This window comes from Shinella sp. WSD5-1 (genome assembly GCF_963942435.1).
GTDB lineage: Bacteria > Pseudomonadota > Alphaproteobacteria > Rhizobiales > Rhizobiaceae > Shinella > Shinella yambaruensis.
Map to the genome: position 1 here is coordinate 3,055,362 of NZ_OZ012596.1, position 17,129 is coordinate 3,072,490.

General features: G+C 65.2%; 16 protein-coding genes. 4 read left to right on the top strand and 12 right to left on the bottom strand.

Features of this window, described 5'->3' with window-relative positions:
- Positions 1-29 precede the first annotated feature (29 nt).
- Positions 30-251 (bottom strand): hypothetical protein, encoded by a 222-nt coding sequence (locus AABQ55_RS15160; RefSeq protein WP_244765349.1) that lies wholly within the window; start codon positions 249-251, stop codon positions 30-32.
- 186 nt (positions 252-437) lie between these two features.
- Here AABQ55_RS15160 and AABQ55_RS15165 point away from each other — a divergent pair, with 186 nt between their 5' ends.
- Complete coding sequence (locus AABQ55_RS15165; protein ID WP_272805597.1) at positions 438-1,793, top strand: M10 family metallopeptidase; 1,356 nt, start codon at positions 438-440, stop codon at positions 1,791-1,793.
- A gap of 150 nt (positions 1,794-1,943) precedes the next feature.
- A complete protein-coding gene (locus AABQ55_RS15170) occupies positions 1,944-2,564 on the top strand; it encodes a GntR family transcriptional regulator (RefSeq protein WP_272805598.1) in 621 nt (206 codons plus the stop codon).
- 53 nt (positions 2,565-2,617) lie between these two features.
- On the opposite strand, the gene AABQ55_RS15175 is transcribed toward AABQ55_RS15170, so the two are convergent.
- From AABQ55_RS15175 to cysG, 5 genes are all read right to left on the bottom strand, one after another.
- Positions 2,618-3,433, bottom strand: a complete 816-nt coding sequence (locus AABQ55_RS15175; protein ID WP_272805599.1) for a ferredoxin--NADP reductase — start codon at positions 3,431-3,433, stop codon at positions 2,618-2,620.
- Positions 3,434-3,645: 212 nt separating this feature from the next.
- Positions 3,646-4,146, bottom strand: coding sequence for a DUF934 domain-containing protein (locus AABQ55_RS15180; protein WP_244765345.1), 501 nt, complete (start codon positions 4,144-4,146; stop codon positions 3,646-3,648).
- 11 nt (positions 4,147-4,157) lie between these two features.
- A complete protein-coding gene (locus tag AABQ55_RS15185; RefSeq protein WP_272805600.1) occupies positions 4,158-5,831 on the bottom strand; it encodes a nitrite/sulfite reductase in 1,674 nt (557 codons plus the stop codon).
- A gap of 9 nt (positions 5,832-5,840) precedes the next feature.
- A complete protein-coding gene (locus tag AABQ55_RS15190; protein ID WP_272805601.1) occupies positions 5,841-6,158 on the bottom strand; it encodes a DUF2849 domain-containing protein in 318 nt (105 codons plus the stop codon).
- A gap of 1 nt (position 6,159) precedes the next feature.
- Positions 6,160-7,599, bottom strand: coding sequence for a siroheme synthase CysG (gene cysG, locus AABQ55_RS15195; protein WP_272805602.1), 1,440 nt, complete (start codon positions 7,597-7,599; stop codon positions 6,160-6,162).
- 197 nt (positions 7,600-7,796) lie between these two features.
- On the opposite strand from cysG, the gene AABQ55_RS15200 reads away from it, so the two are divergent.
- Together AABQ55_RS15200 and mazG are read left to right on the top strand one after the other, a co-directional pair.
- On the top strand, positions 7,797-8,384 hold the full coding sequence (locus AABQ55_RS15200) for a nucleoside deaminase (protein WP_244765341.1): 588 nt from the start codon (positions 7,797-7,799) through the stop codon (positions 8,382-8,384).
- An 8-nt stretch (positions 8,385-8,392) separates the two neighbouring features.
- Complete coding sequence (gene mazG / locus AABQ55_RS15205; RefSeq protein ID WP_272805603.1) at positions 8,393-9,229, top strand: nucleoside triphosphate pyrophosphohydrolase; 837 nt, start codon at positions 8,393-8,395, stop codon at positions 9,227-9,229.
- A 188-nt stretch (positions 9,230-9,417) separates the two neighbouring features.
- Here the strand turns inward: mazG and hflX are convergent, their stop codons facing one another.
- The 6 genes from hflX to AABQ55_RS15235 all read right to left on the bottom strand — a co-directional run bounded on the left by hflX (position 9,418) and on the right by AABQ55_RS15235 (position 17,094).
- A complete protein-coding gene (hflX, locus tag AABQ55_RS15210) occupies positions 9,418-10,740 on the bottom strand; it encodes a GTPase HflX (RefSeq protein ID WP_272805604.1) in 1,323 nt (440 codons plus the stop codon).
- A gap of 77 nt (positions 10,741-10,817) precedes the next feature.
- Positions 10,818-11,060 (bottom strand): RNA chaperone Hfq, encoded by a 243-nt coding sequence (gene hfq / locus AABQ55_RS15215; RefSeq protein ID WP_023514954.1) that lies wholly within the window; start codon positions 11,058-11,060, stop codon positions 10,818-10,820.
- A 97-nt stretch (positions 11,061-11,157) separates the two neighbouring features.
- Positions 11,158-12,021, bottom strand: coding sequence for a D-amino-acid transaminase (locus AABQ55_RS15220; protein WP_272805605.1), 864 nt, complete (start codon positions 12,019-12,021; stop codon positions 11,158-11,160).
- Positions 12,022-12,059: 38 nt separating this feature from the next.
- Positions 12,060-13,436, bottom strand: coding sequence for a Trk system potassium transporter TrkA (gene trkA, locus AABQ55_RS15225; protein ID WP_244765337.1), 1,377 nt, complete (start codon positions 13,434-13,436; stop codon positions 12,060-12,062).
- Between the two features lie 30 nt (positions 13,437-13,466).
- Positions 13,467-14,831 carry a nitrogen assimilation response regulator NtrX gene (gene ntrX, locus AABQ55_RS15230; protein WP_272805606.1) on the bottom strand — a complete coding sequence of 455 codons (1,365 nt, stop codon included), beginning with the start codon at positions 14,829-14,831 and terminating at the stop codon, positions 13,467-13,469.
- Positions 14,821-17,094: a sensor histidine kinase NtrY-like gene (locus tag AABQ55_RS15235; protein WP_244765335.1), complete on the bottom strand. Its 2,274-nt coding sequence runs from the start codon at positions 17,092-17,094 to the stop codon at positions 14,821-14,823. Before AABQ55_RS15235 ends, ntrX begins: the two co-directional genes overlap by 11 nt.
- Positions 17,095-17,129: the final 35 nt, after the last annotated feature.

Genomic DNA, 17,129 nt, shown 5'->3' on the forward strand with positions numbered 1-17,129 from the left:
CTGCAATGCGTTCCCTATCGCCGGCCCGGCTACTTGGCGAACCGCTTGAGCTCGTCACGCGCCCGGTCGGCGAGCGGGTGGTCCGGATGGCGCGCGATGAACAGTTCCAGCGCCTCGCGCGTGCCCTTCGACTTCAGATTTTCATATTCCGCCTGTACGGCCTTTTCCGGATCGGAGGGTTTCGCCATGATGCCGCCCGTGCCCGCGGGCGCTTCGCCAGCCGCCGCCAGGACAAGACAGGTGCTCGCCACAATAGATATCTTCGATAGCAATTTTAACCTCCGGTCGAATACCATTCGGTAATTATCCGTCCTGTGCTACGGGGCTTCCATCTCACCACGGGAAGCGTGCATGTTTCAAGGGTTCACAGAATCGACCCGAATTGCGGTCTATCCAAGGCACGCCCCACGACATCCAGCATAGCAGGAGAATGCGACATGACAGGTATCGGCAAGACCACCAAGACGATCGGCAAGACCGGCATAACGATGATTGACGGCGTTCTGTCGGGAAATGCCTGGTCGGGCTCGGTGACCTATGCGTTTCCGACCTCTTCCTCCGCCTACACCTATGCAGGCGAACGTGACAACGGCTTCGGCACGATATCCTCGATGCAGCAATCGGCTGCCCGCTTCGCACTGGATGCGAGCTTCGGCAACGCGGCGAACAACGGCTTTTCGGTCGAAGGGTTCACCCGCCTCTCCATTTCGCAGGGAAGCGCGACGAGCTCCAACCTGCGCTTTGCCGAATCGAACGACCCGAGCACGGCCTGGGCCTACTATCCCGGCACGACCGACGGCGACGGCGACCTCTGGTTCGGCCGCTCGTTCGACTACCGCTCGCCCGTCGCCGGCAACTATTCCTGGGCGACCATGCTGCACGAGATCGGCCATGCGCTCGGCCTCAAGCACGGCCATGAGGCGGACGACGGTTTCCCCGCCCTGCCCGCCAGCAAGGATTCGATGGAATATTCCATCATGACCTACCGTTCCAATGTCGGCGGCCCGGCCGATGGCTACAGGAACGGCGAGTTCGACTATGCCCAGACCTACATGATGGCCGACATCGCCGCCCTGCAACGCATGTACGGCGCCGACTTCTCGACCAATTCCGGCAACACGGTCTACAAGTGGAAGCCCGGCAGCGGCGACACGCTCGTCAATGGCAAGGTCGCCATCGATGCCGGCGGCAACCGCATCTTCGCCACCATCTGGGACGGCGGCGGCAAGGACACCTACGACCTCTCCGCCTACAAGACCGGCGTCAGCGTCGACCTCCGCCCCGGCCAGCATTCGAAATTCAGCGATACCCAGCTCGCCCTGCTGAATTTCGAAAGCGATGCCTATGCCCGCGGCAACATCTTCAACGCCCTCCTGTTCAAGGGGGATCAGCGCTCGCTGATCGAGAACGCCAAGGGCGGCAGCGGCAATGACGTGCTGCGCGGCAACCAGGCGAACAACACGCTGCAGGGCAATGCCGGCAACGACAAGCTCTACGGCATGCTCGGCAACGACAAGCTCGACGGCGGCAAGGGCAACGACGTGCTCACCGGCGGCGCGGGCCAGGACGACTTCGTCTTCAAGAAGGGCTACGGCCGCGACACGATCACCGACTTCAAGGACAATGTCGACGATATCGACCTGCGCTCCTACAACTTCTCCAAGATCGACACCGTGCTCGGCAAGGCTTCGCAGGTCGGCGACGACGTGCATATCAAGCTCTCGGCCACCGACATCCTGATCCTCGACGACTTCAAGCTGAAGGATCTCGACGCCCGCGACTTCCTGCTCTGATTTCCAGCAAGAATCCGAGCGCAGCACAGGCCGGAACCCGGGTTCCGGCCTTTTTTCGTGCCACGTCGTAAGGCTGCATCTGATATATCAGAACAATGGACATCTGTTTGGGCGCATGCCACGATGTGATATATCAACAGGGAACCCGACATGACGGACAGCGCGGCCTCGCAAGCCCACCTCGCCTATCTCGCCCTCGAAGGGCTGATCGTCACGCTCAAGCTGAAGCCCGGTTCGCTCGTCACGGAACGCCAGCTCATCGCGCTTGCCGGCCACGGCCGCACGCCGGTGCGCGAGGCGATCCAGAAGCTGGAATGGCAGGGCCTGATCGCCGTGCGCCCGCGGGCCGGCCTGCAGATCACGGCGATCAGGCCCGAGGACCATGCCGAGGTGATGGCGACGCGACGCCAGCTCGAACCGCTTGCCGCCGATCTCGTCGCCCGCCATGCCGGCGAGGCGCATCGCAGCGAGCTCGTCGCCTGCGCGCAGGCGATGACCGCCTGCTCGATCCATTCCGACATGGAAGGCTTCCTTGCCGCCGACAAGGCGTTCGACGAGATCATGGAGGCGGCCTGCCCCAACCGCTTCCTGACGGCCGCCGTCGCCCCGCTGCAGACCCATGCCCGCCGCCTCTGGTTCGCGCGCGCCGACAACCGGCAGATGGACCGCTCGGTGGACCTGCATGTGAAGGTGATCCGCGCCATCCGCAATGCCGACGGCCCGGCCGCCGCCACGGCCATGGCGACCCTCATCGACGATCTCACCGGCTGAAACGAAAAGGGCGGCCCGAAAGCCGCCCCGTCAATCCTCAAGGAACCGTTCGCTCAGTCGACGAAGGCGCGCTCGATGACGAATTCGCCGGGCTTGTTGTTGGCGCCCTCGATGAGGCCCGCCTCTTCCAGCAAAGCCTTGGTTTCCTTCAGCATCGCCGACGAGCCGCAGATCATGCCGCGGTCGACCGCCGGGTCGAAATGCGGCACGCCGAGATCGGAGAACATCTTGCCGTTGCGGATGAGGTCGGTGATGCGGCCCTGAAACGGATAGTCCTCGCGCGTCACGGTCGCATAGTGGCGCAGCTTGTTGCCGACGACTTCCGAAAGGAACTCGTGGTTGCGGATCTCCTCGACGAGGTCGAAGCCGTATTTCAGCTCGGCGACCTCGCGGCAGGTATGCGTCAGGATGACCTCGTCGAACTTCTCGTAGGTTTCCGGATCGCGCATCAGGCTGGCGAAGGGCGCGATGCCCGTGCCGGTCGAGAACATGTAGAGCCGCTTGCCCGGCGTCAGCGCGTCGAGCACCAGCGTGCCGGTCGGCTTCTTGCGCATCAGCACCGTGTCGCCCGGCTTGATCTGCTGGAGATGGGAGGTCAGCGGACCGTCCGGCACCTTGATCGAGAAGAACTCCAGTTCCTCGTCCCAGGAGGGGCTGGCGATCGAATAGGCGCGGTAGACGGGCTTGTCGCCGACCATCAGGCCGATCATCGCGAACTCGCCCGAGCGGAAGCGGAAGCTTTCCGGACGCGTCATGCGGAAGCGGAACAGGCGATCCGTATAGTGCTGCACGCTCGTCACCGTCTCGGCGAAAACGCCGGCGGGGATTGCGGAAGCGACAAAATCTTCGGTCTTGGCAGGTGCGTTCATTTCGGGATCGGTCCTGGCTTCGCGTCGAGAAAATTTGACGATAGGCAGATATTACATGTTGAGCGGCAAAGGAAGGTATTCCGTTCCAATGCGCTGATTGGCCGCGCAATAGTTTGCCGTTCGCGCCGATTTTGCGCAAGGCCGGCCGCCCGGCGTTGATCTTGCGCAAACCTGCCATGAAATTGCGGCTATTCGCCGGCCGGCTCCCGCCCTCAAGCCCGCCGGCGCCAGCTGTAGGAACCGACATCCTCCGAAGGACGCGCGGTCGGCTGGTAGTGGTTGTCGATGCCCGGCAGGCGGTTTTCCGCAAGCCGCTTCAGCGCCGTCGCATTGGTGACGGCGAAGCTGTCGATGCCACAGCGCAGCATCAGCGGGATCTGGTCGATCAGCACGTCGCCGACCGCCCTCACCTCGCCCTTGAAGCCGAGGCGCGCGCGCAGCAGCGAGGCATGGCTGAAGGCCCGCCCGTCGCTGAAGGCCGGGAAGGCGACCGCCACCAGCGCGATGCGGTCGAGATGGCCTTCGAGCCTGCGCACGTCGTCCGCCGGGTTGATCAGCACGCCGAGGCCGGTCTCGTCGGTCTCGGAGACCTTGGCAAGGAAATCGCCGAGGCCGAGGATCGCCTTCTCGTTCGAGCCCGCCTTGGTCTCCTCGCTTTCGATCACCCAGGGATCGTCGGTCACGAAGCCGGTTTCGTTCCAGATTTTCGTCATCACCGGTCTCCTCAGGCTGCCGCGGCGGTCTTGTCGCCGTAGAGCGCATCCTTGAACGGCTGCGGCCCGACGCGGCGATAGGCCGTCAGGAAGGTCTCGGAGGGATCGAGGCGGAGGCCGAGATAGGTATCGACGATCACCTCGATCGCATCCGTCACCTTCTCCGGCTCGAAGCCGCGCCCGATGATCTCGCCGATCGACGTGTTCTCGTCGCCTGAGCCGCCGAGGGTGATCTGGTAAAGCTCCTCGCCCTTCTTCTCCACCCCGAGCAGGCCGATATGGCCGACATGGTGGTGGCCGCAGGCGTTGATGCAGCCAGAGATCTTGATCTTCAGCTCGCCGATCTCGGCCTGGCGCTCGGCCGAGCCGAAGCGGGCGGAGATCTCCTGCGCGACCGGGATCGAGCGGGCATTGGCCAGCGCGCAGTAGTCCAGCCCCGGACAGGCGATGATATCCGTGATGAGGCCGGCATTGGCGGTTTCGAGCCCGGCGGCGACAAGGCCGCGATAGATCGGCTCCAGATCGGCCAGCGCCACATGCGGCAGGATGAGGTTCTGCTCGTGGCTGACGCGGATCTCGTCGAAGGCGTATTCCTCCGCGATATCGGCGACCGCCTCCATCTGCGCGTCCGTCGCATCGCCCGGAATGCCGCCGATCGGCTTCAGCGAGATCGTCACGCTGGCATAATCGGGATGCTTGTGCGGATGCACATTGTGCTGCACCCAGCGGGCAAAGTCGGCATCGGCCTTCTTCCACTGCGCAAGGCTCGCCCAGCCCTCGGCGCGGGAGGCAAGCGCCGGCGGCGCGAAATAGGCGGTGATGGCGGCGATATCCTTCTCCGGCAGCTTCAGCTCGGTGTTCTTCAGTTCGGCGAACTCCACTTCCACCTGCCGCGCCAGTTCCTCCGCGCCCGTCTCGTGAACGAGGATCTTGATGCGCGCCTTGTACTTGTTGTCGCGCCGGCCGTGCAGGTTGTACACGCGCATGATCGCGGTCGTATAGGAGAGCAGATCCTCTTCCGGCAGGAAGTCGCGGATCTTCTTGGCGACCATCGGCGTACGGCCCTGCCCGCCGCCGACATAGACGGCAAAGCCGATCTCGCCGTTGTCGTTCTTCTTCAGGTGCAGGCCGATGTCGTGCACCTGGATCGCCGCGCGGTCACGCTCGGCGCCGGTGACGGCGATCTTGAACTTGCGCGGCAGGAAGGAGAACTCCGGATGCACGGAGGACCACTGGCGCAGGATTTCCGCATAGGGACGCGGATCGGCGACCTCATCGGCCGCAGCGCCGGCGAAGTGGTCGGCCGTGACGTTGCGAATGCAGTTGCCCGAAGTCTGCAGCGCATGCATCTCGACCGTCGCGAGATCGGCGAGCGCATCCGGCAGTTCCGACAGCTTCGGCCAGTTGTACTGGATGTTCTGGCGCGTGGTGAAATGGCCGTAGCCGCGGTCGTACTTGCGGGCGATATAGGCGAGCATGCGCATCTGGCGCGCATTCAGCGTGCCGTACGGGATCGCAACGCGCAGCATGTAGGCGTGAAGCTGCAGATAGACGCCGTTCATCAGGCGCAGCGGCTTGAAGGCATCCTCGGCCAGCTCGCCGGAGAGGCGGCGGCCGACCTGATCGCGGAACTGCTCCACCCGGCTGGAAACAAAGGCGTGATCGAATTCGTCGTAGCGATACATAAGCGTTCCTCAGGCGGCCGGTGCGGCCGTCGCAGTCAGGCCGGCATAACCGGCGGCATAGGCAATGGTCGGGCCGGCGGCGCGGATGCGCTCGCGCATGCGCAGCGGCCGCAGCACGCCATCCACCTCTTCGACGTCGACGACGTTCACGTCAACCACCTTGTTGTCGGCGAAAGCCTGCTTGCCGGTCGCCTCCAGCGCATCGACGGCCTCCTTGTGGCGCGCGACGAAGGCGGCCTGGAGCTGTTCGTTCCAGTTGCCGCCCGCATCCAGCCAGACGGAAATGCCGTCGGAAAGGCGGTTGGCTGTCAGAACCTTGTCGGCCATGTCATGCTCCCAATGCTGCTGTGGTTCGGACCGGCTCGCGGACGGCGAGCGGTTCGGAATGTTCGAAATTGGCGCCGGCGACGGCATCGCCGATGATCACCATGACGGGACCGGTCAGTTCGTCGCGATGCTCGAGGCCCGGCAGGTCCTTCAGGGTGCCATGCAGCAGCCGCTTTTCCCGCCGGCTGGCATTCTCCACGACGGCGACGGTCGTCTCGGCCGGCAGGCCCGCCTCCATCAGCCGGGCGGCGACGGAAGCCGCGACCGTGCGGCCCATATAGACGGCGACGGTGGCGCCGGAGATCGCAAGCCGCGCCCAATCCGGCAGGACCGAGCCCGTCAGGTCGTGCCCCGTCGTGAAGACGAGCGAGGAGGCGACGCCGCGCAGCGTCAGCGGCAGTTCGAAATCGGCGGCCGCGGCGAAGGCGGAGGTGATGCCGGGCACGACCTCGTAGGTGACGCCCGCCTGGCGGAGCGCCGCCATTTCCTCGCCAGCGCGACCGTAGACCAGCGGATCGCCGGATTTCAGGCGCACGACGCGCTTTCCCGCCTTGCCGAGTTCGACGATGAGGTCGTTGATCTCTTCCTGCGACTTGGAGTGACAGCCCTTGCGCTTGCCGACGGAAAGGCGCTCTGCATCGCGGCGCCCCATGTCGACGATGGCCTGCGGCACGAGCGCATCAAAGACGATGACGTCGGCTTCCATCATCACGCGCTGGGCGCGTAGCGTCAGGAGATCTTCCGCGCCCGGGCCGGCGCCGACCAGCCAGACATGGCCGGCGGCGCGGCCCTGCGAAGTGAGAAGCGAATCGGCGGTGCGGTGCGCGAGATCGATATCGCCATTGTTGACGGCGTCGGCCACCGCGCCCTGGAAGAAGCAGCGCCAGAAGACGCGGCGCGTCACGCCGCGCGGCAGGAGGCGATCGACGGCCTCGCGGTAGCCGTTTGCAAGGCTGGCGAGCCGGCCGAGCGAGGGCGAAAGGATCTGGTCGACCTGCGCGCGGATCATCTGCGCCAGGACGGGGCCTGCGCCCTCCGTGCCGATGGCGACGGCGACGGGCGCGCGGTTGACGAGCGCCGGCGTGAAGAAATCGCAATGGTCCGGCTGGTCGACGGCATTGACCGGAATGCGCAGCGCCCGGGCCGCGGCGGAGATCGCACGGTCGGCGGCGGCATCCCCCGTCGCGGCGAAGACGAGCGCCGCATCGGCGATCGCATCGCTGGAGAAGGGCGCGCGCACCAGCTCCAGCCCCTTGTCCGTGATGAAGCGGGCGAAATCGGCCTCCGGCGCCTCGGCGAGCACGACGATCCGGGCATCCGTGTTGAACAGCAGCCGGGCCTTGGCGAAAGCCTCGTCGCCCGCGCCCACGACAACGACCGTCCGGCCGCTGACGCGGAAGAACGCCGGGAATGTCGAAAGCTTCTGGTTTGCTGCGGTCATGGTGTGGTCCGGTTGAAGTGTGCGCACTATCGCGAATAATAGCCAGGAACAAAAGAAACAGAAATTCCAATGGCTCCGGGGGCGCGTATTGTTTTGCTCGCACCTCCCGCATTTTGAGCATAAGTCACCGGCCGCCCTTGCCTGTCCACCGCGGCGACCGCTAAGGAGGCATTCTCACGCCAACGGGGATTCCCATCATGGACCAGTCCGCCCTTGCAAAGCGCCTCCTCGACGTCATCGAAACCGATATCCTGCCGCTGACCGCTGAAGGCGTTGCCACTGGCAACAAGGTTTTCGGCGCCGCGATCCTGCAAAAATCCGATCTGTCGCTGGTCATCGCCGAAACGAACAACGAGATGGAAAACCCGCTCTGGCATGGCGAGGTGCACACGCTGAAACGCCTCTACGAGCGCATCGAGAAGCCGGATACCAGGGACTACGTCTTCCTCTCCACGCACGAGCCCTGCTCCATGTGCCTTTCGGCCATCACCTGGGCCGGCTTCGACAATTTTTACTATTTGTTCAGCCATGAGGATTCGCGCGACAGTTTTGCGATCCCGCACGATCTGCGCATCCTCAAGGAGGTCTTCCGGCTCGATCCCGGCGGCTATGCCAGGACGAACGCCTTCTGGCACTCCGCCGCCATCGCCGATCTGATCGCCACGTCCGACGAGCCCGCGAAGGCGGCATTGAAGGCGCAGGACGCGAGGATCCGCGCCGCCTATGACGACCTGTCGGACGCCTACCAGTCCGGCAAGACCGGCAACAACATCCCGCTCAACTGAGAACCGCGATGGAACCGAGCCGCGACATCGAACGCCTGATCGAGATCATGGCGGCCCTGCGCCAGCCCGAGACCGGCTGCCCCTGGGACGTCGTCCAGACCTTCGAGACGATCAAGCCCTACACGATCGAGGAGGCCTACGAGGTCGCCGACGCCATCGAGCGCAACGACATGGACGACCTGTGCGAGGAGCTGGGCGACCTCCTCCTCCAGGTGGTCTTCCATGCCCGCATGGCGCAGGAGCGCGGCGAATTCGACTTCGGCAACGTGGTCGAAGCCGTCACGCGCAAGATGATCCGCCGCCATCCGCATGTCTTCGCCGGCTCGGATGCGGAAACGCCCGAGGCGGTGAAGCTGCAATGGGATGCGATCAAGCAGGCGGAAAAGCGCGAGCGCAGGGAGCGCCGCGCCCGGCGCGGCTTGCCGGAGGATCCGCTCCGCGGCCATCTCGGCTCCGTGCAGCGCTCCTTCCCGGCCCTCGTCGAGGCGCTGAAGCTCCAGGAACGCGCCGCCAAGGTGGGCTTCGACTGGTCCGAGCCGGCGCCGATCCTCGACAAGATCGAGGAGGAGGTCGGCGAGCTGCGCGAGGCGCTGCGCAACGACGACCAGAAGGCCGTCGCCGACGAACTCGGCGACCTCATCTTCGCGCTGGTCAATATCGGCCGCCATGTCGGCACCGATCCGGAAATGGCCCTGCGCGGCACGAACACGAAGTTCCGCAACCGCTTCTCGCATATCGAGGACAGCCTTGCGGCGAATGGCGAAAGCCTCGAAGCGGCGACGCTGGAGCGGATGGAAGCGCTTTGGCAGGCGGCGAAGCGGATCGAGCGGCAGTTGGAGACGTAAAGGGTTCCAAAGCCCCTCATCCCGCTGCCGCGACCTTCTCCCCGCAAGCAGGGAGAAGGGGCAAGACGAAAGGCCTTCCCTTCATCCGAGACGCTTCAGTTTTCGGGAAACCGGCACGGCACCCCCTTCGCCCCGCCTGCGGGGAGAAGGTGCCGGCAGGCGGATGAGGGGCGAGACTCCCGGCGCCTTCAGCGCTCCCAGTCCTCGACCACTCTCTTGCCGCCGATGCCGAGCCGGCGGTCGAGTTCGGCGGCTTCCGTTTCGGTCAGCCGCAGGTCCAGCCGCACGGTGCCGTCTTCCAGGTCCTCGCGTCCGTCGACGATCGAATGGTCGTAGACCCAGGGCAGAAGCTGCAGCTGCGTGACCGGCAGAATGACGTCGCGGTCGACCAGCACGCCGGAAAGCCGCTGGTTGATCTCGGAAAGCAGCCTGTCGACGCCCTCGCCGGAAATGGCGGAGACGGCGATGACGTTCGGCTGGCCCTCGGCCTTCTGCACCAGCGCCGCGCGCGCTTCGGGCTCCAGCCGGTCGATCTTGTTCCAGACCTCGAGGATGCGCTCGGCGCCGTCCTTCTCGTCGATGCCGAGATCGGCGAGAATGCGCAGAACGTCCGAGGACTGCGCGCCGTTGTCAGGGTCCGACATGTCGCGCACATGGAGGATCAGGTCCGCCTCCAGCACCTCTTCCAGCGTCGCGCGGAAGGCGGCGACGAGGTGGGTCGGCAGGTCCGAGATGAAGCCCACCGTATCGGACAGGATGACGGTGCGGCCCTGCGGCAGCTTCATGCGGCGCAGCGTCGGGTCGAGCGTGGCGAAGAGCATGTCCTCGGCCAGAACCCCCGCCCCGGTGATGCGGTTGAACAGCGTCGACTTGCCGGCATTCGTATAGCCGACGAGCGCGACGATCGGATGCGGCACCTTCTTGCGCTTGGAGCGGTGCAGCTGGCGGGTGCGGCGCACCTGCTCCAGCTCGCGCTCCAGCTTGACGATCTTGTCCTGCAGGAGCCGGCGGTCGGCTTCGATCTGCGTTTCGCCCGGGCCGCCCATGAAGCCGGCGCCGCCGCGCTGGCGCTCGAGGTGGGTCCAGCTGCGGACCAGCCGGCCCTTCTGGTAGTTGAGATGGGCGAGCTCGACCTGCAGCGTGCCTTCCTTGGTGGAGGCGCGCCGGCCGAAGATTTCGAGGATGAGGCCCGTGCGGTCGATGACCTTGGCGCCCCACTCCTTTTCGAGGTTGCGCTGCTGCACCGGCGTCAGCGGATGATCGACGATGACGAGGCCGGCATCGTGTTCGTCGAGCGCCGCCTTGATCTCCCCGATCTTGCCGGTGCCGAGCAGCGTGCCGGGCTTCGGCTGGCTGACGGGCACGATGGCCGAATGGGCGACGGTGAGGTCGATGGCGCGCGCAAGGCCCACGGCCTCTTCCAGCCGCGCCTCGTCGGACCGCGTGGTCACCGTGGGATCGGGTTTTCCGCGCGCGGCCTTCAGCACCGGCACGATGACGACGGCGCGCATATCGTCCCGGTGCTTTTCAGCCTCCGGAACGATGGAATCCTTGGCTTTATCGGATTTCTTAATGATCTTGGGTCCTGTCAGGAGCCGCTTTCCTCGGTCTCGAACATCTGCAGCGGCTGGCCGGGCATGATGGTCGAGATCGCATGCTTGTACACGAGCTGCGAGTGACCGTCGCGGCGGAGCAGCACACAGAAGTTGTCGAAAGAAGTGACAACCCCGGTCAGCTTGACCCCGTTGATGAGAAAGATCGTCAGGGAAATCTTTTGCTTGCGAACGGTATTAAGAAAAAGATCCTGCAGGTTCTGAGAACGTTCCGCCATCGCGCCGCTTCTTTCTGATTGCCGGCCCTTGAGACCGGTTGACTAAAATAAAATGTCCCCACGCCCGACACGACGTGGCGGACCGTCAATTTTGGTATCAAATCGCGGTCTTCTCCGCAACGGCGAAAAAGCCCTCGCGGATTTTCTGTGCCGTCATGCCGGGATGCCCGTTGGCGATCGTGTGGCCGTCGATCGAAACGACCGGCAGGCAGATCGTCGTCGCCCCGGTCACGAACACTTCCCGCGCCTCCAGCATCTCCGCCACGGAAAACCGGCGTTCCTCGACGGCAAGCCCGAGCGCTGCGGCGACATCCATCAGCGTCGTGCGGGTAATGCCGTTGAGGATGCCATGATCGGCCGGCCGCGTGACGAGCGTTCCCGCCCGGTCGACGATCCAGAGATTCGTCGCGCCGCCCTCCGTGACATTGCCCTCCGCATCCACAAAAATCGCCTCCTGCGCGCCGGCCTCCTTCGCCTGCTGGCGGGCCAGCACGTTCGGCAGCAGGCCCACGGTCTTGATGTCCACCCGCCCCCAGCGGTTGTCGGCGACCGTGGCGGCGCGGACGCCCGAGGCATATCGGGCGGCGTTCACAGCCGGGGTGAGGCTTTTCGCCGTGACGACCAGCGTCGGGCGCACTTCCGGCGAGGGAAAGACATGGTCCCGCTTCGCAACGCCGCGCGTCACCTGAAGATAGACCAGGCCGTTGGTCACGAGGTTGCGGCGCAGCACCTGCCGCAGGATACCGATCAGCGCCGCGCGCGGCATCGGCGGGCGGATGCGGATTTCCGCAAGCGACCGGTCGAGCCGGTCGAGATGACGCGACAGATCGACGATATAGCCCTGCTGGACCTGGCAGACCTCATAGACCGCATCGGCAAAGACGAAACCGCGATCCAGGATATGCACCGCCGCATCGGCATGGCGGACATAACGGCCGTTGACATAGGCGATGCGCGGCATGGGGGTTCCTATTTTCAGGTTTGCGGATGCAGACCCGCTCAGAAATACTGGATGCTGACGCGGAAGAGCTGTTCGACATGGCGCACGGCCACCGCGGCGGCGAACAACACGACGCGGTCCCTCGCCTTGATCTTCGTGCTGCCGTCCGGCCGGATCACCGCATTGTCGCGATAGATCGCGCCGATGCGGATGCCGGGCGGCAACTCGATCTCGCGCAGCGGCCTGCCGACGAGCGGCGAGGTCTCCAGCGCTTCGGCCTCGATCACCTCGGCAGATCCTTTCTGCACCGCATAGACCGAGCGGATGCGGCCCTTGCGGACGTGCTGCAGGATGCCGGAGATCGTCACCGCCCGCGGATTGATATGCGCGTCGATGCCGAGCGTCTTGGTGAAATCCTGGTACATCGGATCGTTGATCAGCACCAGGTTCTGCTTGCAGCCGAGGCGCTTGGCCATCACGCTGCCGAGAATGTTGATCTGGTCATTGTTGGTCAGCGCGACGATCAGGTCCGCATCCTGGATATCCGCCTGGAGCAGCATCTTCTGGTCGAGCGCCGAACCGTGCAGCACGACCGCATTGCGCAGCTTGTCGGCGATCGCGACGGCCCGCTCGCGATCGCTCTCGATGATCTTCAGCCGCGTCTTCGCCTGGTAATCCTCGATCGCCCTGGCGACGAAATAGCCGATATTGCCGCCGCCGGCGATGACGATGCGCGCCGCCTCCTGCTCCTCGTGGCCGAACAGCGCCAGCGTGCGCCGGACGTGCCCCTTGTCGCAGACCACATAGGCAAGGTCGCCGGAATGCAGCTGGTCGGTGGAATTCGGCACGAAGAGCTTGCCGTTGGAGAAGATGCCGGTGACGGTGGCGTTGAGGTCGGGGAAGAGCTCGCTGAGCTGCTTCAGCGGCGTCTCGACGACCGGGCAGTCCTCCATGCATTCGATCGCCACCATGACGATGCGGTCGTCGGCAAAGCGCACGACGTCCGTCGCACCCGGGAAGGAGATGCGCCTCAGCACCATCTTGCCCACCTCCACCTCCGGCGAGATGGTGACGTCGATCGGCATGTTCTCGCGGGAGAAGAGGTCGGAATATTCCGGCGCGAGATAGTTCTGCGAGCGGATGCGGGCGATCTTGGTCGGCACGTTGAACAGCGAATGGGCCACCTGGCAGGCGACCATGTTGACCTCGTCGAACAGCGTGACGGCGATCAGCATGTCCGCCTGGTCCGCGCCGGCCTTGGCCAGCACCTCCGGATGCGCGCCGTGGCCGACGATGCCGCTGACATCGAGCGTGTCGGTTATGGCGGCGATCAAGGAGGGCTGCGTGTCGATCACCGAAACGTCGTTGCCCTCCTGCGAGAGCCGCTCCGCGATACCGTAGCCGACGCGTCCGGCGCCGCAGATAATGACCTTCATGCCCAAGAATCCCTCAAGTTCCCGAGGGCCTTATACGCCAAGCGACTTCAGTTTGCGATGGAGCGCCGAGCGCTCCATGCCGACGAATTCGGCCGTGCGGGAAATGTTGCCGCCGAAGCGGTTGATCTGGGCGATGAGATAGTCCCGCTCGAACATTTCGCGCGCCTCGCGCAGCGGCAGCGTCATGATGTGCTGGTCGCCCTGCGTGGAGATCTTCGGCAGCATGTCGCCCACTTCCGTCGGCAGCATGTCGGCGGTGATCGGCGTGTCCGGGCCGTCGCTGCGGGCGAGAATCATCAGCCGCTCGATATTGTTGCGCAGCTGCCGGATATTGCCCGGCCAGTCATGCGCCTGCAGCACCGCGAGCGCGTCATCGCCGATCTTGCGCGAGCGGATGCCCGCCTGCTCGCTGATCTGGCGCATGAACATGTCGACGAGGAAGGGGATGTCTTCGCGCCGCTCGGCGAGCGGCGGCACGCGCACGGGCACGACGGCGAGGCGGTGATAGAGGTCCTCGCGAAAACCGCCCTCGGCGATCAGGCTCTCGAGATTGTAGGCGGTGGAGGAGATGATGCGCACGTCCACCTTCACCCGCTTGGAGCCGCCGACGCGCTCGAACTGCTGGTCGACCAGCACGCGCAGGATCTTGTTCTGCGTCTCGCGCGGCATCTCGCCGATCTCGTCGAGATAGAGGATGCCGCCATGCGCCTCTTCGAGCGCCCCGGTCTTGCGCGGCTGGCCGGGCGTTCCCTCCGTGCCGAACAGCGCGATCTCCATGCGCTCCGGCGTGATCGCCGCCGCGTTCAAGACGACGAACGGCCCGTTGGCGCGGCTCGACTTGCGGTGGATCATGCGCGCGACCAGCTCCTTGCCGGAGCCGGAGGGGCCGAGGATCATGATGCGGCTGTTGGTCGGCGAAACCTTCTCGATGTTCTGGCGCAGCTGCGAGACGGCGACCGAGGTGCCGATCAGCTCCACCGGATCGCCGGAGCGCTTCTTCAGTTCCGTCACCTCGCGGCGCAGCTTGGAATTCTCCAGCGCCCGCTCGGCGATGAGGATCAGCCGATCCGCCTTGAACGGCTTCTCGATGAAGTCATAGGCGCCGCGGCGGATGGCCGAGACGGCCGTCTCGATATTGCCGTGGCCGGAGATCATCACGACCGGCAGGTCCGGATGGCGGCTCTTGATCTCGTCGAGCAGCGCCAGCCCGTCGAGCTTGCTGCCCTGCATCCAGATGTCGAGGAAGACGAGGCGCGGCATGCGATCGTTGATCGCGGCGAGCGCGCTGTCGCTGTCATAGGCGGTGCGCGTCTCGTGCCCCTCGTCCGAGAGGATGCCGGAGACGATCTCGCGGATGTCCTCCTCGTCGTCCACCACAAGAATATCAGACGCCATGGCTCACTTCCCTGTTCTTCTTGTCCGCATCGACGGCCACCACCGTTTCCTCGTAGGGCAGGATCACGCGGATCATCGCCCCGTGGCCGTTGTCGAAATCCGCGGGGGCATCATGCAGTTCCAGCTGTCCGCCGTGGTCTTCGATGATCTTCTTCACGATGGCGAGGCCGAGCCCCGTGCCCTTCTCGCGCATCGTCATGTAGGGTTCGAGGATCCGGTGCCGGTTCTCCGTCGGCAAACCCTTGCCGTTGTCAATGACATCAACGACGAACCGCCGTCCTGCGTCGTCGGGTGTCGCCCGGACGAGGATCCTGCGCTCCTCGCGCGTCACCTCCGGCGGCAGCGCCTCGATGGCCTCCACTGCATTCTTGATGATGTTGCCGAAGGCCTGGCCGAGCATGCGTGCGTCGAACAGCCCTTCGAGCGGCACTTCGCCGAGATCCTTGCGGAAGACGACATGGGTATTGCCCATCTCGCGCAGGAAGACCGCGTCCTTCAGGATGCTGCGCAGGTCCGAGCGCTCCTTCGTCGGCTTCGGCATGCGCGCGAAGGCGGAGAACTCGTCGACCATGCGGCCGATATCCTCGACCTGGCGCACGATCGTGTCCGTACACTGGTCGAAGACGGCGCGGTCCTCCGGGTCGATCTGCTTGCCGTAGCGGCGCCGGATGCGCTCCGCGGAAAGCTGGATCGGCGTCAGCGGGTTCTTGATCTCGTGCGCGATGCGCCGCGCCACGTCCGCCCAGGCGGTGGAGCGCTGGGCGATGACGAGGTCGGTGATGTCGTCGATGGTGACGACATAGGATTCCTTCGCATCCTTCGCCTCCTCGCGCGTCACCTGCACGTTCAGCGTCCGCTCCTTGCCGCCGTGCATGATGTTGACCTGCTTGCGGTAATTGTTGCGGTGGCGGGTGGAGCCCTCGGCCAGCACCGCCGCGATCTCCGGCGCCACCTCGGTCAGCGGCTTGCCGATCAGCTCACTGGCGTTGCGCCCGAGCAGGATCTCGGCCGAAAGATTGGCGATGGTCACGCGGCCGTCCTCCTCGACGCCGATAACGGCGGCCGTGACGCCCGAGAGCACCGCCTCGATGAAACGACGGCGATGGTCGACCTCGTCCTTCGCGTCGAGGATCTGCTCCTGCTGCGCGCGAATTTCCGCGATCATCTTGTTGAAGGTGCGCGAGAGGTTGCCGACGTCGCCATCGACCGTGCGCACCGGCACGCTGACGTCGAGGTTGCCCGAGGCGACGCTGTCGGCGGCGCCGATCAGCTGGCGGATCGGCCGCACGATACGGTCGGCGACGGCAATCGCCGTCCAGATCGCAGCGAGCAGCACGATGAGGGCAAAGCCGAGATAGAGCACGCCGAAGGCGATCTGCAGGGTCGTGCGCCCGGCCTCCAGCGCGCGGTATTCCGCCGTGTTCTCCTCCATCAACCGCATGGAGCGCATGACCTCGGGATCGACGGTGCGGATCGTGTAGAGGAACGCTTCCGGGATGTTGTCGAGCTTGATGATGGCGCCGACGAGATTGGTGCCGCCCGGCGGGATCAGCGTCGGCTGGCCGGCGGCGGAGGCCTTCAGGGCATCCTCCGGCACGGCCGGCAGCTCGTTTTCGATCTGGATGTTCGCCTGCAGGATCGTCGAACCGTCGGCGCGCAGCAGGAAGGCGCCGAGCATGCCGCGGCCGCGCGCCTGGCGCGTCATCAGATCGATGAAACCGGTGCGGTCGAGGCTGTAGAGCTGGCGGTTGCGGTCGAGGTCGTTCGCCATGGAGGCCGTCTGGCCCTGCAGGTAGCTCGCATTCTCCAGCACGTAGGCCTGCGCCACGTTGAGCGAGGAACTGACGATCGACTGGGTGCGGATGGAGAACCAGCGGTCAAGGCCGACATCGAGCGTGATGGAGGCGAAGATGGCGACGAGCACCGCGGGCGTGATCGCGACGATGGAGAACAGCGCGACGATGCGCACATGCAGGCGCGCGGCGGCGCGGCCGCGGCTGCGCGCGCGCAGGAGCCGCAGGATCTCGCGGCCGATCAGGAACACCAGGCCGACGATGAAGACCGCGTTGATCGCCGCCGAGGCGATGACGACATTGGCTTCCGGCTTGATCGGCGTCAGCCCGAGCAGGATGAACAGCGAGATCGTCGCGGCGACGAGCGCGCCGCCGGCCAGCACAAGGCCCGGCAAAGCGAAGGAGGCACGCCGGTCGCTGCCCGCCGCCTTACCGTTTTCGCCTGAGAGCAGGCTCACGCCTTCCGTCATCTGCCGCATCGCTTCCCCGGCCGGACACCCAGAAG